Source organism: Myxococcales bacterium, assembly GCA_016716835.1.
Taxonomy (GTDB): Bacteria; Myxococcota_A; Polyangia; order Haliangiales; family Haliangiaceae; genus JADJUW01.
In genome coordinates this window covers 108,095-123,730 of sequence record JADJUW010000001.1, presented here as the reverse complement: position 1 = coordinate 123,730, position 15,636 = coordinate 108,095, and the positions used below count along the sequence as shown (strand labels likewise).

The window sequence follows — 15,636 nt, the reverse complement described above, 5'->3', positions numbered from 1 at the left end:
ACGCAGTCTAAGATCCAAAAGGGCGGAGAACAGAACGCGGACACGCTAGTGTCCGAATGCTGGAATCGTACGCTTTTGTTTCGTCAGAGCCAGGCCGCGGCTTCGCAAGGACGCGCGAAGCGGCAGGCGCATCCGTCTGGATGTAACGAGGCTCGCGAAGCCGTACACCGCGTCTATTATTATCTCCGGCCCCACCCAATGCGCTTCTGTCTACGTATCGCCGGTGCGCACGTCGCCAAGCGCTGGCACCACCTGATTGCGGCCGCCACGCTTGGCCGCGTAGAGCCGCTCATCGGCGCGCGCAACAAAGGCCTCGATTTCCTCGGCCGCCTCGCCGTTAAAGGTCGCCACGCCGAGGCTTATCGTGATGGGAATGGTCTTGCCTTCCCACACAAACGCTCGCTCCGCGATGATATTGCGCAGCTGCTCGGCAAAGATGATCGCGCCCTCCAGGGGCGTCGACGGCAGCACACACGTAAACTCTTCGCCGCCATAACGCGCAAACGCATCTTCGCGGCGGATGCGCGTCTTGATGCGGTTGGCGAGTTCCTTGAGCACGGCGTCGCCCGCGAGGTGGCCTAGGCCAACCCCGTCGTTGACCTTCTTGAAGTGATCGACGTCGAACATGACGATCGAGACCGGATAGCGATGGCGCACCGCGACGGCCATTTCGCGGGTTAAGAACTCGACGAGATAGCGTTTGTTGTGGATGCCGGTGAGGCCATCCAAGATGGTCATCTTATAGATTTCTTCGTGGTAGGCGGCTTCGACGTTCTCGCCCGAGAGAAACTTAAAGATCGCATCGCCAAAACGAATCTGGTCGCCCTCGCGCAGCTGGCGGCGCGTGATGCGCTCCTCGTTGACGAAGGTGCCGTTGGTCGAGCCGAGATCTTCGACCCACCAGTGGCCGTCGGCACCTGGCGACAAGCGCGAGTGGTTGCGCGACACCGATGAGCGCGGAATCATGAAATCGGCATTGGTGTCGCGGCCGACCACGTACTCGCGTTCGGCCAAGGTGGTCCGCTTACCAATATCGGGCCCTGCAGGATGCAAAAGCACCAAACACGATTCGCCGCGCGCGCGCAACGACGGATCATCGGCCGGCTTGGCCAAGATCTGCGTTCCGCCGTCAAGATTATCGTTGTTCACCGCATGGACCTCACGCCTAACCGTAGGCGCCGCCTTTTAATTGTACCTAGCCCGCGCGCGAGGTCGCAACATATCTCACCAGATCAGCAGGTAGGCGGCTGTCTCACCCACGGCTTATAGAACCACATCGCAGGCAACCCCGGCTTATCTAACCGTGGCTAACGCGCGCGCTGCGTGCCATGCGCAATGCCTTCGCCGCGGGCGATGGCCTCGACAAGCTGCGCCGATGCCGGCACCACCTCGAAGGCGGCCGCAAACGCGCCGCGGGCGTCTTTGGTCAGGCGCTGAGCCACCCCACCGACAAAAACCCGCGCGAGCTGGCGCGCCACCCACACGCGATCCGGCGCGGGCACGTGGGATAGCAACGCATCGAGGCCGGCCGCCACGCTCGGCGCCTCGACCTCGGCAAGCACGAGCGCGCCATTATCGGCTAACCGAATGGCTTGCCGAATGCTGAGCTCGTCTTCGAGCGGCGGCGTGGTGACGACTTCGGGATTTTCGTCGTCGACCTCGCGCAGGATGACGTGCAAGGGCGTGTCGCCGAGCTCGCGTTGGCTGACAAAGCTCGCGTGCGAGCGGTGCGTGAATTCAAACGAGCGCTCGATCGCGACGACATGACAGCGCCGAGTCTGGTTGACCTTGGCGGTGAGCGCCGCCCGCGTCGTCGACTTCCCGCTCGACATCCCGCCACAAATCAGCACGAGGCCCCCTGGCCCGGACGTCCAGGCGATGACGGCCGCCGGCACGCCGACGGCGGCTGGGTCGGGCGCCTCGGCCGGCAACGCTCGCAGCACCGCGCCGGTGCCGGTGGCGTCGCGAAATAGCGTCACGCGATACTTGCCCTCTTTGCCAAGGATCGCCGTATACGTCGCCGAAACCCCTGTGCGCGAGGCGCTGCTCGCGTCGGCCGGCGCCGCCGCGGAGAGGTCGCGCTCAAGCGTATCTTGGTCGATCGCCGGAAAACCTGCCATTGGTCCCAGCACGCCACCGATGCGGGCCAAGGGCGGCACGTTGGACGCGAGATAGATGTCGCTCGCGTTTTGCGCGCGCGCAGCCTTGGCGATTTCCTCGAGGAACGACGAGCTAGTGAGGGCAAAGCCGTCGTCGATTTCTTCGTAGCCGGTGCGCTCGATCACCATCGAGCCCATCACGTCTGGCTCAAACTGTTGCGGCACTTCGAGATCGGTGCGCGCGCTGGTTGACCCCGTCGCCGCCGCTTCTTCGATGGTCACGATCCATGTATTGCCCTGCGGCTGCACCATGCATTGCAGCTGGGTGCCACCGCCGTCGATGGCAAACTGCGCGGCGCGTCCGCTGTCGATGCTGGCCAGGGCGGCGGGGGGCGCTACCTCGCGCACCATCGAGATGAGTTGATCGTGCGGCACTGACTGCGCCGCCGGGCGGTCGCCGTCGGCGAACTTGAGCACGACGTTTTGGTTTGACTGCAGGACCATCCCGCGCGCACCAAACCGCTCCAAGCTACGCACATAGGCATCGATGCGCGCCACTATGAATTCTCCAACGTTTTCATCACTGTCGATCGTAACATCGACTTTCTCGGTCGCCCCCGCGCGCGGCGCCTATTTTGGGTGTGGGGTGGTGCCCAGGGCTCCTGTTCAAGGCGCCGGCGGTGGCGTCACTTGATCCCAGGGCGCATAAGCCCACAAATACTCACCCCACTCAAAGCCCGAGGTGGCGAAGATTTTTTGCTGCTCGGGCGATAAGACCTTGTTGATCGAGCCTTCGGTCTGCGCCAATAAAGGCCCCAGCCCGCCCGCATACTCGAGCACGCCCGTAACATTCATGTCGTACGGCGAAAGCTGGCCGTCGGTGATGGCCGCGTTGGTGTACGCCAGAAACTCTTCGTACGCGGGGGCCATCGCCTCGTCGATTTGTCGGCGCTGGGCCTCAGAGAGCTGCGCCTTTTCTTCGACCGCCTTGCGCATTTCGTCGGCGCGTGTGCGCGCCTTGTCGATCCAAACATTGGCCAGCGGCATGACGCGCGCGCGATACTCGTCGTCGGTCTCGCCCGGCAAGCGCCCCAGCAATTGGGCAAATTGTTCTTGCCGTCGCAGGCGACGTTCGAGCCGGCTTTCCTTGGGCTCGCCTTCCAAAGATGGCGGCGCCGCCGAGGTGGCAGGCGACGACTTGGCGCCGAGCTGCGTCCCGCCGGCCGCCCGCTCGCTACCCCAGGCGTCGGTCTTGACCGCGCTGCTCGGAGCGGCAAGTTCTTGGCCGCGCAAGCGATCGAGCTCTTGCTTGAGCGAGCGGTTCTGCACCAACAAGGCGCCACAGGCGAGCAGGCTAAGAACCGCGGCGATGACGGCGAGGCGTTGCATATGCCTAAGGTAGCGTCCCTCGAGCCAATGTCAAATGGCCTATCAGGCCCCAAACCACCAATTCACCTTGACGATAAAGCGGTCTTCTCCGCGCTGTGCTAGCGCCGCCACCTCATCCCCGAGCACGTAGTCGCCATCCCCCGCGACGTCGCTGCCGCGATGTGACCAAATGGCGAAAATCGTCGAGCCGGGACGGTATTCCCACCGCAACACGACGTTGGAGGCGAGGTCGCGCACATTAAAGTCCGGCCGGCCAATGACATAGTCGGCCGTGCCATCGCTATGGCGGTCGAGCACCACCTCGCCTTCCCCGGAGGCGCCCGCCGACACGACATGGAGCGCGGCAAATCTTGAGTCATAGGTCTTGGCCTCGGGCCGCACCACCTCGCGATAACCCGCGTAAGCGCCCGTCGCGACAAAGGGCTGAAGATAGGCCTGCAGCGACACGGTTGGCGTAAACGTAATGTTGCCGCGCAAGGCGAGGCTGGTCGTCCATTGCGTGATGGTGGCGATAATATAGTGGGGGTCGTCGGCGCCGTCCGCCGCCGTGGTCGTGGCGACGTACTGGTCATCAACGCGCTTGCCCACGCTGGCCTCAAAGGCGAGCTCCACGTTGCTGGCGGCTTGCCATTGCAGGCTGACGCCGCTGTCGTAAATGACCCGATTGCCCGCCGGTACGCGCCGCGTCGCGGCCTTGGCGCCCACGATCCAATCGGCGCGCGCATCCGTCATCACGTCGGCCGAGACGCTGCCGCCGAGATCGCCTCGCAGGGAGGGTCCGCCCCTCAGCGTGCCGTTCTGCCAAATCGAGTGATTTAGGTCAAACCGCAGGTTGCTCTGCCACCAATTTTTCCATGTCGTGTGCAGCGACGCATCGCCGCCGCGCGACGTAACACGCGGCGACAGATCGTAACCCACCCACGCCGACGCATTGACGCCCACGCGGCGAAAGACATCGCCAGGCTCTTCATCTCGCACGCCCATCCACGCCCACGTGTCGGCGAAATCTGCCTGCGTCTGGTAGCCGAGATCGTTGAGCTCCAGGCCGGGCGTGCGCACGCTACCGCCGGTGCCGTAGTTCAGGCCGGGCCCCGTCCACCGTCCGACATCGCCGGCGAGGCTAAGCCCCGCGAGCGACGTCCGCGTGCCGTCGTAGCCCATCGCCGCGCCAGGGCGTTGCAGCAAGTGGCGCTGGGTGCGTTGCGTTGCGGCCAAGGCCTTGGCGGTGCCCTGCACGTAAGACGTCGCCAACTTCCACGTAGTGGCCCAGGTGCGATCCTTGCCAAAGCGATGATCAAATTCGCCGCCGAGCGCGTAGGCATGCCGGTGCAGCGCTTCGTCCAGCGCATACCCGTCAAGCTGGCGCTGGACGCTGGTTGCGATCGCCCCGAGCGTGGTCCCGCCGTCGCGCCACTGTTTGCGTAAGCGGCCAACGCTGTAGTGGGTCCACGGTTCGATGAGATTTTTTTTCGCCGTGCCATCGCTGGCGACGTAGCGTGCGCGCACCGGCGGCGTCACCACGTGCAGCGCGCCGAGCGACCACCCCCGCGCGGTCTTGCCGCTTAGTTTCGCGGCGCCAAGAATCGGCGTCAGCTCGGCGGCCTGCGACGGCGTGCCAAGGGCCTCGCCATGCGGCGCCGCGCCCATGCGCCGCGAATACACCATGGTCTCCGCGCCATCGCTGCTGGTCCCGAGCAAGAGGCGAAACAGGTCGGCACTTTCGACGAAGAACGGCCGTTTTTCCGCAAAGAACAGCTCATTGCCGCTCAGATCGATCTGCGCTGGATCGGCCTCAACCTGGCCAAAATCGGGATTAACGGTCGCCGTTAGCGTAAACGCACTGCCCAGCCCAACCGCGGCATCAAGCCCCGCCGTGCCGCCGAGTTCGACATCCTCGGTCAGCGGCAAGGCGTCATCGACGTCGCGCCAGGTGCCCTTTAGCAGCAAATATGGCAACAGCTCCAGCCGCCGACGCTCGTCAACCTGCCCGAGATGCAAGTCGCCAAAGTGTCCGACCACGCGTCCGCTGTTTTGCGGAAACGGGAAATACGTCGCGACCTCGCCGGCGCTCGTGATGTGGCGTAAGACCTGAAGCCCCCAAACCGCCTCGGTAGCCGCCGTGTAACGCATTTGCGACAACGGCACGCGAAACTCGGCGTACCACCCACGCTCGTCGATGCTCGCCGCGCCCTCCCATACCGCGTCCCAGCTCTGGTCCTCGCCCGCATCATCGAACAACGCGACATCGCGCTTGACGCCCGCGGCGTTGAGCGTAAACGCATAGCCCGAGCGGCGATCGCGAAACGAGTCGAAGGCAACCGTGACGTAGTCAGACGTCGTGGCGGCGTCGCGCCTCGATAAGACGCTGCGAATGGTCCCGGGCTTGGCGGCATAGGCCCACACGCCGACGTACACATGATCGCGATCGACGAGGACCGAAAATGACGTGCGCTCGCTACTCGGCGCGCCCTGACGCGGTTCGCGTTGCACGAAGCCCCCGTGCGACGGCGCCGCCTTCCACGCGCGTTCGTCGAGCTTGCCGTCGATCGCGATGGGCGACGTCCGCCGCCCCGCCACAACCTTGGTGCTGGCAAGCGCCCGCGCACCGTCCGCCAACGCCATCCATGCCACCACTACCGCTATCCATCGCGCCATATTCCCCCACTGCTTCCCTGCGCGCCGGGTATCCGGGCCGCAAGCGTCCATGTAAGCTGTGCCAACCCCCCTAGCGCCAAGGATATTCCCGGCCTGCACAAAATTATAAGCGCCCCGCCCGCCTATGTCATCTAACAGCCGCCTGCCCCGCTTCTACGACGCCTCGTTGGCGCAGCGGCGTGAGCTCATTCTACAGGGCGCGCCCGGGCTCTCGGCCGCATCAAGGGCCTGGCTTGCCGATGGCGGGCTGCCGCTGCCAAGCGCGGATCACCTCAGCGAAAACGTCATCGGCACCATAGGCCTGCCGCTATCGGTGGCGCTTAATTTCACGATCAGTGGTGGCGACGTGCTCGTCGCCATCGCAACCGAAGAGCCGTCGGTCGTTGCGGCGGCCAGCAACGGCGCGCGGCTGGTGCGCGCGCACGGGGGCTTTGACGCGAGCGCCGACGCCTCAGTCATGACGGCGCAAGTGCAGCTCCTGGGCATCGCCGAGGTCGACGCATTGCCATCGCAATTAGCCGCGGCGCAGGGCGAGCTCATCGCGTGCGCCCATGCCGCGATCCCGCGCATGGTCGCGCGCGGCGGTGGGGTGCGCGATATCGAGCTTCGCGTGCTGAGCGCAGCCGAGGGCATGGCGGTGTTAGAGCTGCACGTCGACGTCGGCAACGCCATGGGCGCCAACACCGTCGACACCGTCGCTGAAGCCTTGGCGCCCTTGTGTGCCCGCGCCTTTGCCGCCACCGCCGCGATCAAAATCCTAACCAACCTCGCGTTGCGCCGGCGCGCGCGCGCGCGCTGCCAAATTCCCGCCGATGCCATCGGGCTGGCGGTGGCCGAGCGCATTGTCAGCGCCAGCCGCTTCGCCGAATTAGATGTGGCGCGGGCGGCGACACACAACAAGGGCATCATGAATGGCATCGTCGGCGCGGCGTTGGCGCTCGGCCAAGACACGCGCGCGATTGAGGCGGGTGCGCACGCCTTTGCGGCGATCAGCGGCCGCTATCTGCCGCTGGCCACGTGGAAGTTGGCGCCGGTCGGCAGCGTGCAAATGCTGTGCGGCACCATCGAGCTGCCGCTTGCCACCGGCATCGTGGGCGGGACGCTCGCGCTGCCGCACGCGGTATTTAGCCTCGAGCTCATGGGCGCGACGACGACGCAACAGGTCGCACAAACGCTGGCCGCGGTCGGCCTCGCGTCAAACTTGGCGGCACTGCGCGCGCTGGCCGACGAAGGCATTCAGCGCGGCCACATGCGCCTGCATCAGCGGCGGCAGTGAGCTAAGGGGCTGGCGCAGGCGCCGGTTCAACCATCGGCGCGGGCGCTGGCATCTTGGCCAGATAGGTCGCGGGGTCGGCCGAAAACTTCTTCTCGCAGCCAGGGCAGCAGAAGTAGTACGTCTTGCCTTCGTGCGTTGCCTTGGGCGATTCGGCGGTGACGACAAAGGTCTCGCCGCTGGCGAGGCAGGTCGTGGTGTCGCCGACAACCGCGTCGCCTGGCATCACGAGGTTGGCCGAGGCTGGGGTAGTGCCGCTCATGCCCGTCATGCTGGCGGTATCGCCTTGTGGCGCCTTGACGTCGGACTTTGACTTGCAACCGCTGACACCAGCCACAACAAATAAAATTAGAAATGCGATTTTTTTCATGAAGATACTCCAAGCTTCTCTTAGCACGGAGAACGTCACCCTACCACTTGGTGCGCAGATTGATGAGCGTCTGCAAGGCCCACGGGGCGCCCAATTGTTCCGAGACCCCGGTCAGCACATGGTTGACGATCGCCTCGACGCGCTCCCCGTCGGTCGCGGCCTCCGGCAGGCGCGGCGGCGCGTAAGCAATTGAAATCTCCTGTGGCAACAGCGAGCCGCGCAAGGCAAGACGTTGCGCGTGCAAGCGCAGCGACAAATCGCCGACGATGGGCACCACCAGCGAACCCTCAACATCCTGCACGGACTCGAGCCACGAGACCATGCTGCGCAACTGCGTGCGACCACTTACCACACGCGCTAGCGCAAGCTGGCTCGACATTACGCCGGGCAACGACGCACTGGGCGAGATTGAGATCGTCAACCGTTCGACGACGACGCGCCGCGACCAAAGGCGCGCCGTCCGCGGTTGCTTCATGCCTCGTAGCGCGGCCAGTGGCAACGCGAGCCGCCCATCGCGCAACGTCAGTTCATGCAGCTCGCGCGACCACAGCACCGCGCCGCCGCCCGCAAAGGTCGCCGTGACCTCGGCGATCTCTCCCGATGCGACGCCGTCGCGGCCGTGGCTCACCACGATGTCGCGCGCCGACGCCGTCCCCCGCCATAACGCGACGTCCACCTCGCCAACCGTCACGTCGCCGCCAAACGTCGTTTGCAACCGCGCGACCAGGCCACGACGCACGCGGCGCTCGACATACGAATTTGCCAGCGCCAAGCCGGCGACGTAGACAACCACCAGCAGCACGGCAAGCAATCCCCCTCGCCGACGCCATGTCATGACGAATTGCTAACACGATCTGCCCCTCGAAAGCGTGCTAGCCTACGCGCCATGAATCGTTCCCCTATTGGTGGCCGGCAAGCTTTTGGTGGCCCTTTTCGCCGTTGCAACCGTTGGCCTGCCGCTCACGGGCTGCAGCAAATCAGCCCCGACCGCGACCACGCCACCGGTCGAAACGCCCGCGTCCCCTGAGGTCCGTACCGCCACACTAGCGGACGTCGGGCTCGAGTTGGCCTCGCTCGATCGCCGCATTGGCGCGTGCGACGACTTCTACCACTTTGCCTGCGGCGGCTGGCTGGCCGCCACCACCATCCCGGCTGACAAATCGATCTACGGCCGCTTTCACCAGGTCCACGACCAAAACGAGCGCTGGCTGGGCGAGCTGCTCGATGCCGCTGTGACTCGGCCGACGGGGCAAGCCGACAAAAAGATTGGCGCCTTCTTCGCGTCGTGCATGGATGAGGCCTCGATTGAAAAGGTGGGCATCGCCGGCATTGCGCCGCTGCTCACGCCCATCGCACAATTAGCCACCACGCCGCCGAGCGCGTTTGCGAAAGCCTTTAGTTCGATCATCGGGACGTTGCACGCCCACGGTATTCGCGCCGCATTTGCGGCCTACCCTGAGGCCGACAATCTCGACTCGACGACATATTTACTGACGCTTGATTCGGGCGGGCTGAGCCTGCCCAGCCGCGACTACTATCTCGACGCCGCGTTTGCCCGCGAGCTGGCGGCCTACAAGGCGCATCTGGCGCGCGTCTTTGAACGGCTCGGTCAGGCGCCAGCATCGGCGCTGATATCGGCGGCCAACGTGGTGGCCGTTGAAACCGCGTTGGCAACCCTCACCAAAACCAACGTGCAGCGGCGCGACGTGCCAGGCATGTATAACCCCACGCCGAGCCTGACCGCGGTCGCGCCGCAGCTCGACTGGACCGCCTACTTTACTCAAATTGGCCTGGGCCAGCGTTCGTTTAAAGTCAACGTAACCTCGCCGGACTACTACCGCGGGCTGGGCGCATCGTTAGCGTCGGTAAAGCCTGCGGCATGGGTGAGCTACCTTACGTATCGCGTCGTGGCCTCAACTGCGAACACCCTGCCCAAGGCGTTTCGCGACGAGGCGTTCGCGTTGCGCAAGGTGATTCGCGGCGTCACCGAGGACAAGCCGCAGCGCAAGCAATGCATCGACGCCACCGGTGCCGCGCTGCCCGAGCTTGTCGGCCAGCGCTATGTTGAGACGCATTTTAGCGGCCACGCCAAGACCACGGCCGTTGAGATGATAACAGCGATTGGCGACGCCATGGGTAAGCGCATCGCCGAGCTGCCCTGGATGAGCGACGCCACAAAAACCCTGGCGGCGAAAAAGCTTGCAGCACTCGAGGCGCTGGTTGGCTATCCCGACGCGTGGCGCGCCTACGACTTCGAGGTCGTGCCGGGCAGGTTCACGCAAAATTCGCTTGCCGCCGACAAGCACGAGGCCTTGCGCCAGTTTGCCAAGGCAGGCACTCCTTATGATCGCAACGAGTGGCTGATGCCGACCTTCATCGTCAACGCCTACTACAACCCCAGCGCCAACAACACCGGCCTACCCGCCGGCATTTTGCAACCGCCGTTTTTTGGCAAGGACCGCAGCATCGCCGCCAACATGGGCGGCATCGGCATGGTGATTGGGCACGAGCTGACTCATGGCTTTGACGACCAAGGCGCACAGTTTGACGAGCGCGGCAACATGAAAAACTGGTGGACCAAGGATGACGCCGCGCAGTTTGCGAGCAAGGGCCAATGCGTCGTCGATCAGTACAATGGCTTTGAGCCGCTGCCGGGCAAGCGCCTCAATGGCGCACTCACGCTCGGTGAAAACATCGCCGACATCGGCGGCGTCAAGATGGCCTATTTCGCCTATCGCGCGCAGCGCGCCGGCGCGGTGCCGCAGGTCGTCGCCGATGGCTTTACCGAAGACCAACAATTTTTCCTTGGCGTCGCCCAGGCTTGGTGCAGCAAGGCGCGCGATGAGGAGACGCTGATGCGCCTGGGCACCGACGTGCATGCGCCGGCGCAATTTCGCGTTAACGGTGCGCTGCGCAACCTGCCGGAATTCGCCACCGCCTTTGGCTGCGCCGCCGACGCGCCGATGAACCCCAGCAAGCGCTGCGAAGTTTGGTAGCGTGTCATGCGCCAACCGAGCGTCCACATGTAAGTGTCAAGTCACCCTGATCAAAGAACTCGCCGAGAGGTTCTCCCCCGCAAAAAAAGTGGCCGAGATCGCCCACCGCAGATCCCGGGAGGGATAATGCAAATGTGGGGGTTCTAATGTCAGAAATAATTTCTATTAGGCTGCGAAGGCTAACCGATCGAAACGTCATTCCAACGCTGCGGCCGCGCTCAGAGGAGCTGCTTGCCGGTCTCGAGGCAGACCTTGGCTGGCAGCTGCCGCCGCGCACGCGCGAGCTGCTCTCAAGCGTCGGGCCGCTCGAGCTGCCGCCAACGCTGGCGGTGGTGCATTCGTTCCTCGGGCCAACGCCCGGTCCATACGGCAGCATCGCCTCCAAGACCGCGGAGCTTGTGGCAAGGTGTCCCGCGGCGCGTCACATGGTGGTACTCGGCGTCGGCGCCGTCGGGCGCGAATGGTTTTGCGCGCACCTCGCCGATGACCTCGAAGGCGAGCCGCCCATCTATCTCTACGACGCCACCGATGGCGTGCTCGAAGGCGTCTTCTATGACAATTACGAGGCGATGCTTTGTGAAGTACTCGACTTTGTAGACGAAATCACGGCGCTCGCGCCCGGGCCGCTTGAGCACCGGATGCCGCCTTTGACCATGTAGCGACCTCCCTACTTTGGGTGTATAAAACCGCCCATGCCAAGCTTTTCGCTCACCCAACACGGCATTGCGGTCAAGGAAATCGTCCGCAACGCCTCGCCCGCCGCCTACTATGAAATGGCGCTGCAACACGAAAAGGGCACGACCATCTCGTCAACCGGCGCCCTGGTCGCCTATTCCGGCGCCAAGACCGGCCGCAGCCCGACCGACAAGCGCGTCGCCGACGAGCCCGCAAGCACGAACGATATCTGGTGGGGCAACGTCAACATCAAGCTCGAGCCGAGCGTGTTTTTGATCAACCGCGAGCGCGCGGTGGATTACCTCAACACCAAGGAGCGCCTATTTTGCGTCGACGGCTTCGCCGGCTGGGACCCAAAATACCGCCTCAAGATTCGCGTCATCTGCGCTCGCGCCTATCACGCGCTGTTCATGCACAACATGCTGATTCGCCCGACGCCAGAAGAGCTGCACAATTTTGGCGAGCCCGACTATGTCATCTACAACGCGGGCGGCTTCCCAGCCAACCGCCATACGCCGGGCATGACCTCACCGACCAGCATCGATCTTTCATTTGGCCGCAAAGAGTTCGTCATCCTCGGCAGCGAATACGCCGGCGAAATGAAAAAGGGTGTGTTCACGATCATGAACTACCTGATGCCCAAGCAAAACGTGCTGTCGATGCACTGCTCGGCCACCGAGTCGCGCGACGGCAAGGATACGTCGATTCTCTTTGGCCTCTCGGGCACCGGCAAGACCACGCTGTCGGCCGACCCCAAGCGCCTGCTCATCGGCGACGACGAGCATTGCTGGAGCGAGCAAGGCATCTTTAATATCGAAGGCGGTTGCTACGCCAAGGTGATCGACCTTTCGCGCGAGCAAGAGCCCGACATTTGGAATGCGCTGCAATTTGGCTCGGTGCTCGAAAACGTCGTGCTCGACGCCGGCACGCGGCGGGTCGACTACACCGACGTCTCGATCACGCAAAACACGCGCGGCTGCTACCCGATCGACAGCATCCCGAACGCGAAGATTCCGTGCGTCAGCAAGCATCCGCAAAACGTCATCTTTCTCACCGCGGACGCCTTTGGCGTGCTGCCGCCGGTCTCCAAGCTAACGCCGGCGCAGGCGATGTACCATTATATCTCGGGCTACACCGCCAAGGTCGCCGGCACCGAAGTGGGCGTCAAAGACCCAGAGGCCACGTTCTCGCCGTGTTTTGGCGGTCCGTTTCTGGCGTGGCACCCAACCAAGTACGCCGAAATGCTAGCCGAGAAATTGCGCAAACACGGAGCCCAAACCTGGCTCGTCAACACCGGTTGGTCGGGCGGCCCGTACGGCGTAGGCTCGCGCATCAAGCTCAAGTACACGCGCGCCATCATCGACGCCATTCACGCCGGGACGCTCGACAAGGTGCCGACCACCACCGATCCAATCTTTGGCCTCGCCATTCCGACCTCGTGCCCCGAGGTGCCGAGCGACATCTTGCAGCCGCGCAATACATGGGGCGATAAGGCCGCCTTTGACGTCAAGGCTGCGCTCGTCGCCGCGCTGTTTCGCGACAACTTCAAAAAATACGAAGCCGCCGCCTCCGCCGAAATCCGCGCCGCTGGCCCAGCGCTGTAACCAATTCACGTCCTTGGCGTTCGGCGCCTCCCGTCGATCGCCCGACCGCCGCGCCGCGCGCGTCACGTTCGACGACATACGCAAAAGCCACGGATACTGGCTAACAGCGTCGCCAGCCCAGACTGGTGTCGCCAGCTGCCCCTGCCCACGACGCACGCTGCTATCGCTTACTAACCGCATAAATTTCCATCGCTTATCTTTTGCTGGCCGCGATGATGGCGGAAACGAGGGCTGATCGCCCGTCGCGCAGGGACTTTTAAGTGCGTCATTTACCAATAAGTCAGTCTGGCACTAGTCTTGCTCTACTGGTCACCATGAACCATACCGTTTCACGCCTCTTGCTTGCCTCCCTCTTCAGCATCACCAGCCTTGCCGGCCTGGCGGAGGCCGGCCCCCGCCAGGCCTCCGGCGGCGCCATCAAGCAGCGCGAGCCCCGTCCTGCCGCTGGCAAGATATTCGTATCCCGCACGTGGAAAAATAATAAGGGTCGAAAGACGACAGAGCTCCAACTAAAAATTACGCGTGGCAACGCTAGGCTCACCCGCGGCTATACCCAGTACGCCGCAGACGTGGCCGATGGCATCGTGATCTTTGACGGCAGCTTCGCAACCGGAGTCAAGGTCGACGTGCCAGGCATGGGCGCGGTTTCCCCGTTGTCGGCGACGATTTGGGAAGTCGTCACGAACCAGGGCGCGCGCCCCGCGGCTGGCAAACCGCTCCGAATCAAGGTGACGTATGGAATCATAAAGATGGTGGAAGGGGTACGAGAAATGAACCCCGAGCTGACGCGCGCGCAGCAACTCGCGCAGGTCATCGAGATAAGCGAGCAAGGCGACGTCTGGGGCACGTTAAAGGCGCTTGGCTACAACCCCGACACGCTGACCTTCCGCACGAGGCGCCTGCCCGACGACAAGTGGGGCCAACACAACATGGAAGCCTATATGGAAATTCGCCCTTCCAGCCCCTAAGCCGCGTCGCGCAATTTTCCCTGGCGCGGTTCTTGCTGTAGCCCCGAGCATGAAACGATTCTTAGCGATATTCCTCGTGTTCACGCTGGCGGCTCCGCTAGCCACTGCGGACAAATGGCCCCGGGGCGGCAAACCGTCGACCCATGCGAAGCTAACCAAGCGCGTCAGCACGGCAATCAAAGGCGCCTATAAACTCAATCGCGCCACCCAACGCAGCGGCGCACCGACCGATATAGCCTGGAAAGGTCCGGAGCTTGGCGTACAAACCGCGGCCATCGCCGGCTCCGCGGCGCGTCAGCTCACCAAAGACAGCCTAGACTATGCCGCCCAGCGCGGCCGCGAGCCCATCGATGTCCTCACCGGTATCGCCGTCAGCCTTGGCATCGAGCAAGGAGAACGCATGGTTAAAAGCGACCCGCTCTTGCTGGCGGCCCTTGAGATCCTGCGCAGCGCCGCGACCAGCGGCAATCAAGCCAGCATGCAAGCGGGTTTGCAACTCTTGGAACAGGTGCTTCGCCCGTCAACAACCCCATAGCCAATCCAGCGCAATGTATTTCAAAAAACAGACTACGACGTGAATGAGTAACATGAGCCCCTTACGCACATTCCCCACCGTCATCCTGCTTATCGCTTGCGCGACCGCGGCCCACGCCGCGCCACGCAACCGCTTGGCTGCCGGGTCAGACGTAAAGGCCGACTATGAAAAAGCCATCAAGTTAGCCAAGGTCGCACGCGCGGTGCCAGGCCCCAAGCCTACGCTCGGCACGCTAACCAAGCTAGAAACCAAACTCAAGCATGGCGTCCGCCGGGTGGTATGGGAAGCCGACATGAGCGAGATCGAGCTCAGAAAGTCGTTCGAACCCAGTGGCAAGGAAGCCACGACTGGCTTCTTTAAGGAGCACGACCATGTGTTTTTCAGAAGGCGACTCGATGGCTCAATCGTTCGAACCGCAAAGGCAACCTATTATACCGGACCGAGTCGGGACGCCAGCAAGCATCCCATTGAGTTTACCGAGGAAACCATCCAAGCGGCCGATGGGACGACCTCGTCAACTACGACCGTCGCGATTACCATTCACGCCCTTCGCAAGAATGTTAGCGAACCTGCGTTTGTTAAACTAACCCGCGTTAACGATAGGCCTATCGAAGCAGATTTCAACTTTAGATACAGCAGCGTCCGGGCTTCGCTGAATTCAGAAATCACGCCGATCCTTGCAATTATCGAAGGCCTAGGCGAAGGCATCGGCGCGCCAATGGCCGAGGCGTTTCGCAGCGCGATGAAAACCCCGCTCCATCGCTAGCAAGCGATGCGCATTGCAAACGTAGACAAGCCGCGCCCGGCGCCTGCATGGAAACACCCATCGAGACAAACGCAAACCCGTCCAGCCATGCGCCTGCCGCGGCCTGTTAAGGAGCCAGCGGCCCGGCGCGACATGAATGAATCATAAATAATGCGCAGCCACCCGTGAACCATCTCCAGTGCACGCCGCGCAGACCTGGTTGCTCACCACCGGCTGGCGGCGCCATGGCTTGCTGCCCCGCCCGCCCCTCCGCTAGCGATATTTTTAGTGCACGCGCGGAATTTCCCTGCCGTTTGGGTGTTCCCA

At 63.4% G+C, this 15,636-nt stretch carries 13 protein-coding genes; 7 read left to right on the top strand and 6 right to left on the bottom strand.

The annotated features are described in order from the left end of the window. Nucleotides 1-210 precede the first annotated feature (210 nt). From IPL79_00520 to IPL79_00505, 4 genes are all read right to left on the bottom strand, one after another. Entirely contained in the window at nt 211-1,149 is a 939-nt protein-coding gene (locus tag IPL79_00520) for a GGDEF domain-containing protein (GenBank protein ID MBK9069483.1), read from the bottom strand. Between the two features lie 158 nt (nt 1,150-1,307). After that, nucleotides 1,308-2,657: a hypothetical protein gene (locus IPL79_00515; protein MBK9069482.1), complete on the bottom strand. Its 1,350-nt coding sequence runs from the start codon at nt 2,655-2,657 to the stop codon at nt 1,308-1,310. Between the two features lie 108 nt (nt 2,658-2,765). After that, nucleotides 2,766-3,488: a hypothetical protein gene (locus tag IPL79_00510; protein ID MBK9069481.1), complete on the bottom strand. Its 723-nt coding sequence runs from the start codon at nt 3,486-3,488 to the stop codon at nt 2,766-2,768. A gap of 42 nt (nt 3,489-3,530) precedes the next feature. Next, nucleotides 3,531-6,143 carry a carbohydrate binding family 9 domain-containing protein gene (locus IPL79_00505; protein MBK9069480.1) on the bottom strand — a complete coding sequence of 871 codons (2,613 nt, stop codon included), beginning with the start codon at nt 6,141-6,143 and terminating at the stop codon, nt 3,531-3,533. Between the two features lie 124 nt (nt 6,144-6,267). Between IPL79_00505 and IPL79_00500 the strand changes: the two genes are divergently transcribed. Beyond that, on the top strand, nt 6,268-7,419 hold the full coding sequence (locus IPL79_00500; GenBank protein MBK9069479.1) for a hydroxymethylglutaryl-CoA reductase, degradative: 1,152 nt from the start codon (nt 6,268-6,270) through the stop codon (nt 7,417-7,419). Nucleotide 7,420: 1 nt separating this feature from the next. On the opposite strand, the gene IPL79_00495 is transcribed toward IPL79_00500, so the two are convergent. Further along, complete coding sequence (locus tag IPL79_00495; protein ID MBK9069478.1) at nt 7,421-7,678, bottom strand: YHS domain-containing protein; 258 nt, start codon at nt 7,676-7,678, stop codon at nt 7,421-7,423. Between the two features lie 148 nt (nt 7,679-7,826). Next, complete coding sequence (locus IPL79_00490; protein ID MBK9069477.1) at nt 7,827-8,621, bottom strand: hypothetical protein; 795 nt, start codon at nt 8,619-8,621, stop codon at nt 7,827-7,829. Nucleotides 8,622-8,691: 70 nt separating this feature from the next. On the opposite strand from IPL79_00490, the gene IPL79_00485 reads away from it, so the two are divergent. The 6 genes from IPL79_00485 to IPL79_00460 all read left to right on the top strand — a co-directional run bounded on the left by IPL79_00485 (nt 8,692) and on the right by IPL79_00460 (nt 15,330). Further along, complete coding sequence (locus IPL79_00485) at nt 8,692-10,782, top strand: M13 family metallopeptidase (protein MBK9069476.1); 2,091 nt, start codon at nt 8,692-8,694, stop codon at nt 10,780-10,782. Nucleotides 10,783-10,928: 146 nt separating this feature from the next. After that, the gene (locus IPL79_00480) at nt 10,929-11,441 is read left to right on the top strand and encodes an SMI1/KNR4 family protein (GenBank protein ID MBK9069475.1); all 513 of its coding nucleotides are present in this window, start codon (nt 10,929-10,931) and stop codon (nt 11,439-11,441) included. Between the two features lie 33 nt (nt 11,442-11,474). Continuing rightward, nucleotides 11,475-13,061 (top strand): phosphoenolpyruvate carboxykinase (ATP), encoded by a 1,587-nt coding sequence (pckA, locus tag IPL79_00475; GenBank protein MBK9069474.1) that lies wholly within the window; start codon nt 11,475-11,477, stop codon nt 13,059-13,061. A 314-nt stretch (nt 13,062-13,375) separates the two neighbouring features. Next, entirely contained in the window at nt 13,376-14,029 is a 654-nt protein-coding gene (locus IPL79_00470; protein MBK9069473.1) for a hypothetical protein, read from the top strand. 49 nt (nt 14,030-14,078) lie between these two features. After that, on the top strand, nt 14,079-14,564 hold the full coding sequence (locus IPL79_00465; protein MBK9069472.1) for a hypothetical protein: 486 nt from the start codon (nt 14,079-14,081) through the stop codon (nt 14,562-14,564). A 52-nt stretch (nt 14,565-14,616) separates the two neighbouring features. Beyond that, nucleotides 14,617-15,330 carry a hypothetical protein gene (locus IPL79_00460; GenBank protein MBK9069471.1) on the top strand — a complete coding sequence of 238 codons (714 nt, stop codon included), beginning with the start codon at nt 14,617-14,619 and terminating at the stop codon, nt 15,328-15,330. Nucleotides 15,331-15,636: the final 306 nt, after the last annotated feature.

Bases quoted from the DNA above. Each gene is read 5' to 3' on its own strand.
- IPL79_00510 (MBK9069481.1), bottom strand. From the start codon at position 3,488: ATGCAACGCCTCGCCGTCATCGCCGCGGTTCTTAGCCTGCTCGCCTGT.
- IPL79_00505 (MBK9069480.1), bottom strand. From the start codon at position 6,143: ATGGCGCGATGGATAGCGGTAGTGGTGGCATGGATGGCGTTGGCGGAC.
- IPL79_00500 (MBK9069479.1), top strand. From the start codon at position 6,268: ATGTCATCTAACAGCCGCCTGCCCCGCTTCTACGACGCCTCGTTGGCG.
- IPL79_00495 (MBK9069478.1), bottom strand. From the start codon at position 7,678: ATGAGCGGCACTACCCCAGCCTCGGCCAACCTCGTGATGCCAGGCGAC.
- IPL79_00490 (MBK9069477.1), bottom strand. From the start codon at position 8,621: ATGACATGGCGTCGGCGAGGGGGATTGCTTGCCGTGCTGCTGGTGGTT.
- IPL79_00480 (MBK9069475.1), top strand. From the start codon at position 10,929: ATGTCAGAAATAATTTCTATTAGGCTGCGAAGGCTAACCGATCGAAAC.
- pckA (MBK9069474.1), top strand. From the start codon at position 11,475: ATGCCAAGCTTTTCGCTCACCCAACACGGCATTGCGGTCAAGGAAATC.
- IPL79_00470 (MBK9069473.1), top strand. From the start codon at position 13,376: ATGAACCATACCGTTTCACGCCTCTTGCTTGCCTCCCTCTTCAGCATC.
- IPL79_00465 (MBK9069472.1), top strand. From the start codon at position 14,079: ATGAAACGATTCTTAGCGATATTCCTCGTGTTCACGCTGGCGGCTCCG.
- IPL79_00460 (MBK9069471.1), top strand. From the start codon at position 14,617: ATGAGCCCCTTACGCACATTCCCCACCGTCATCCTGCTTATCGCTTGC.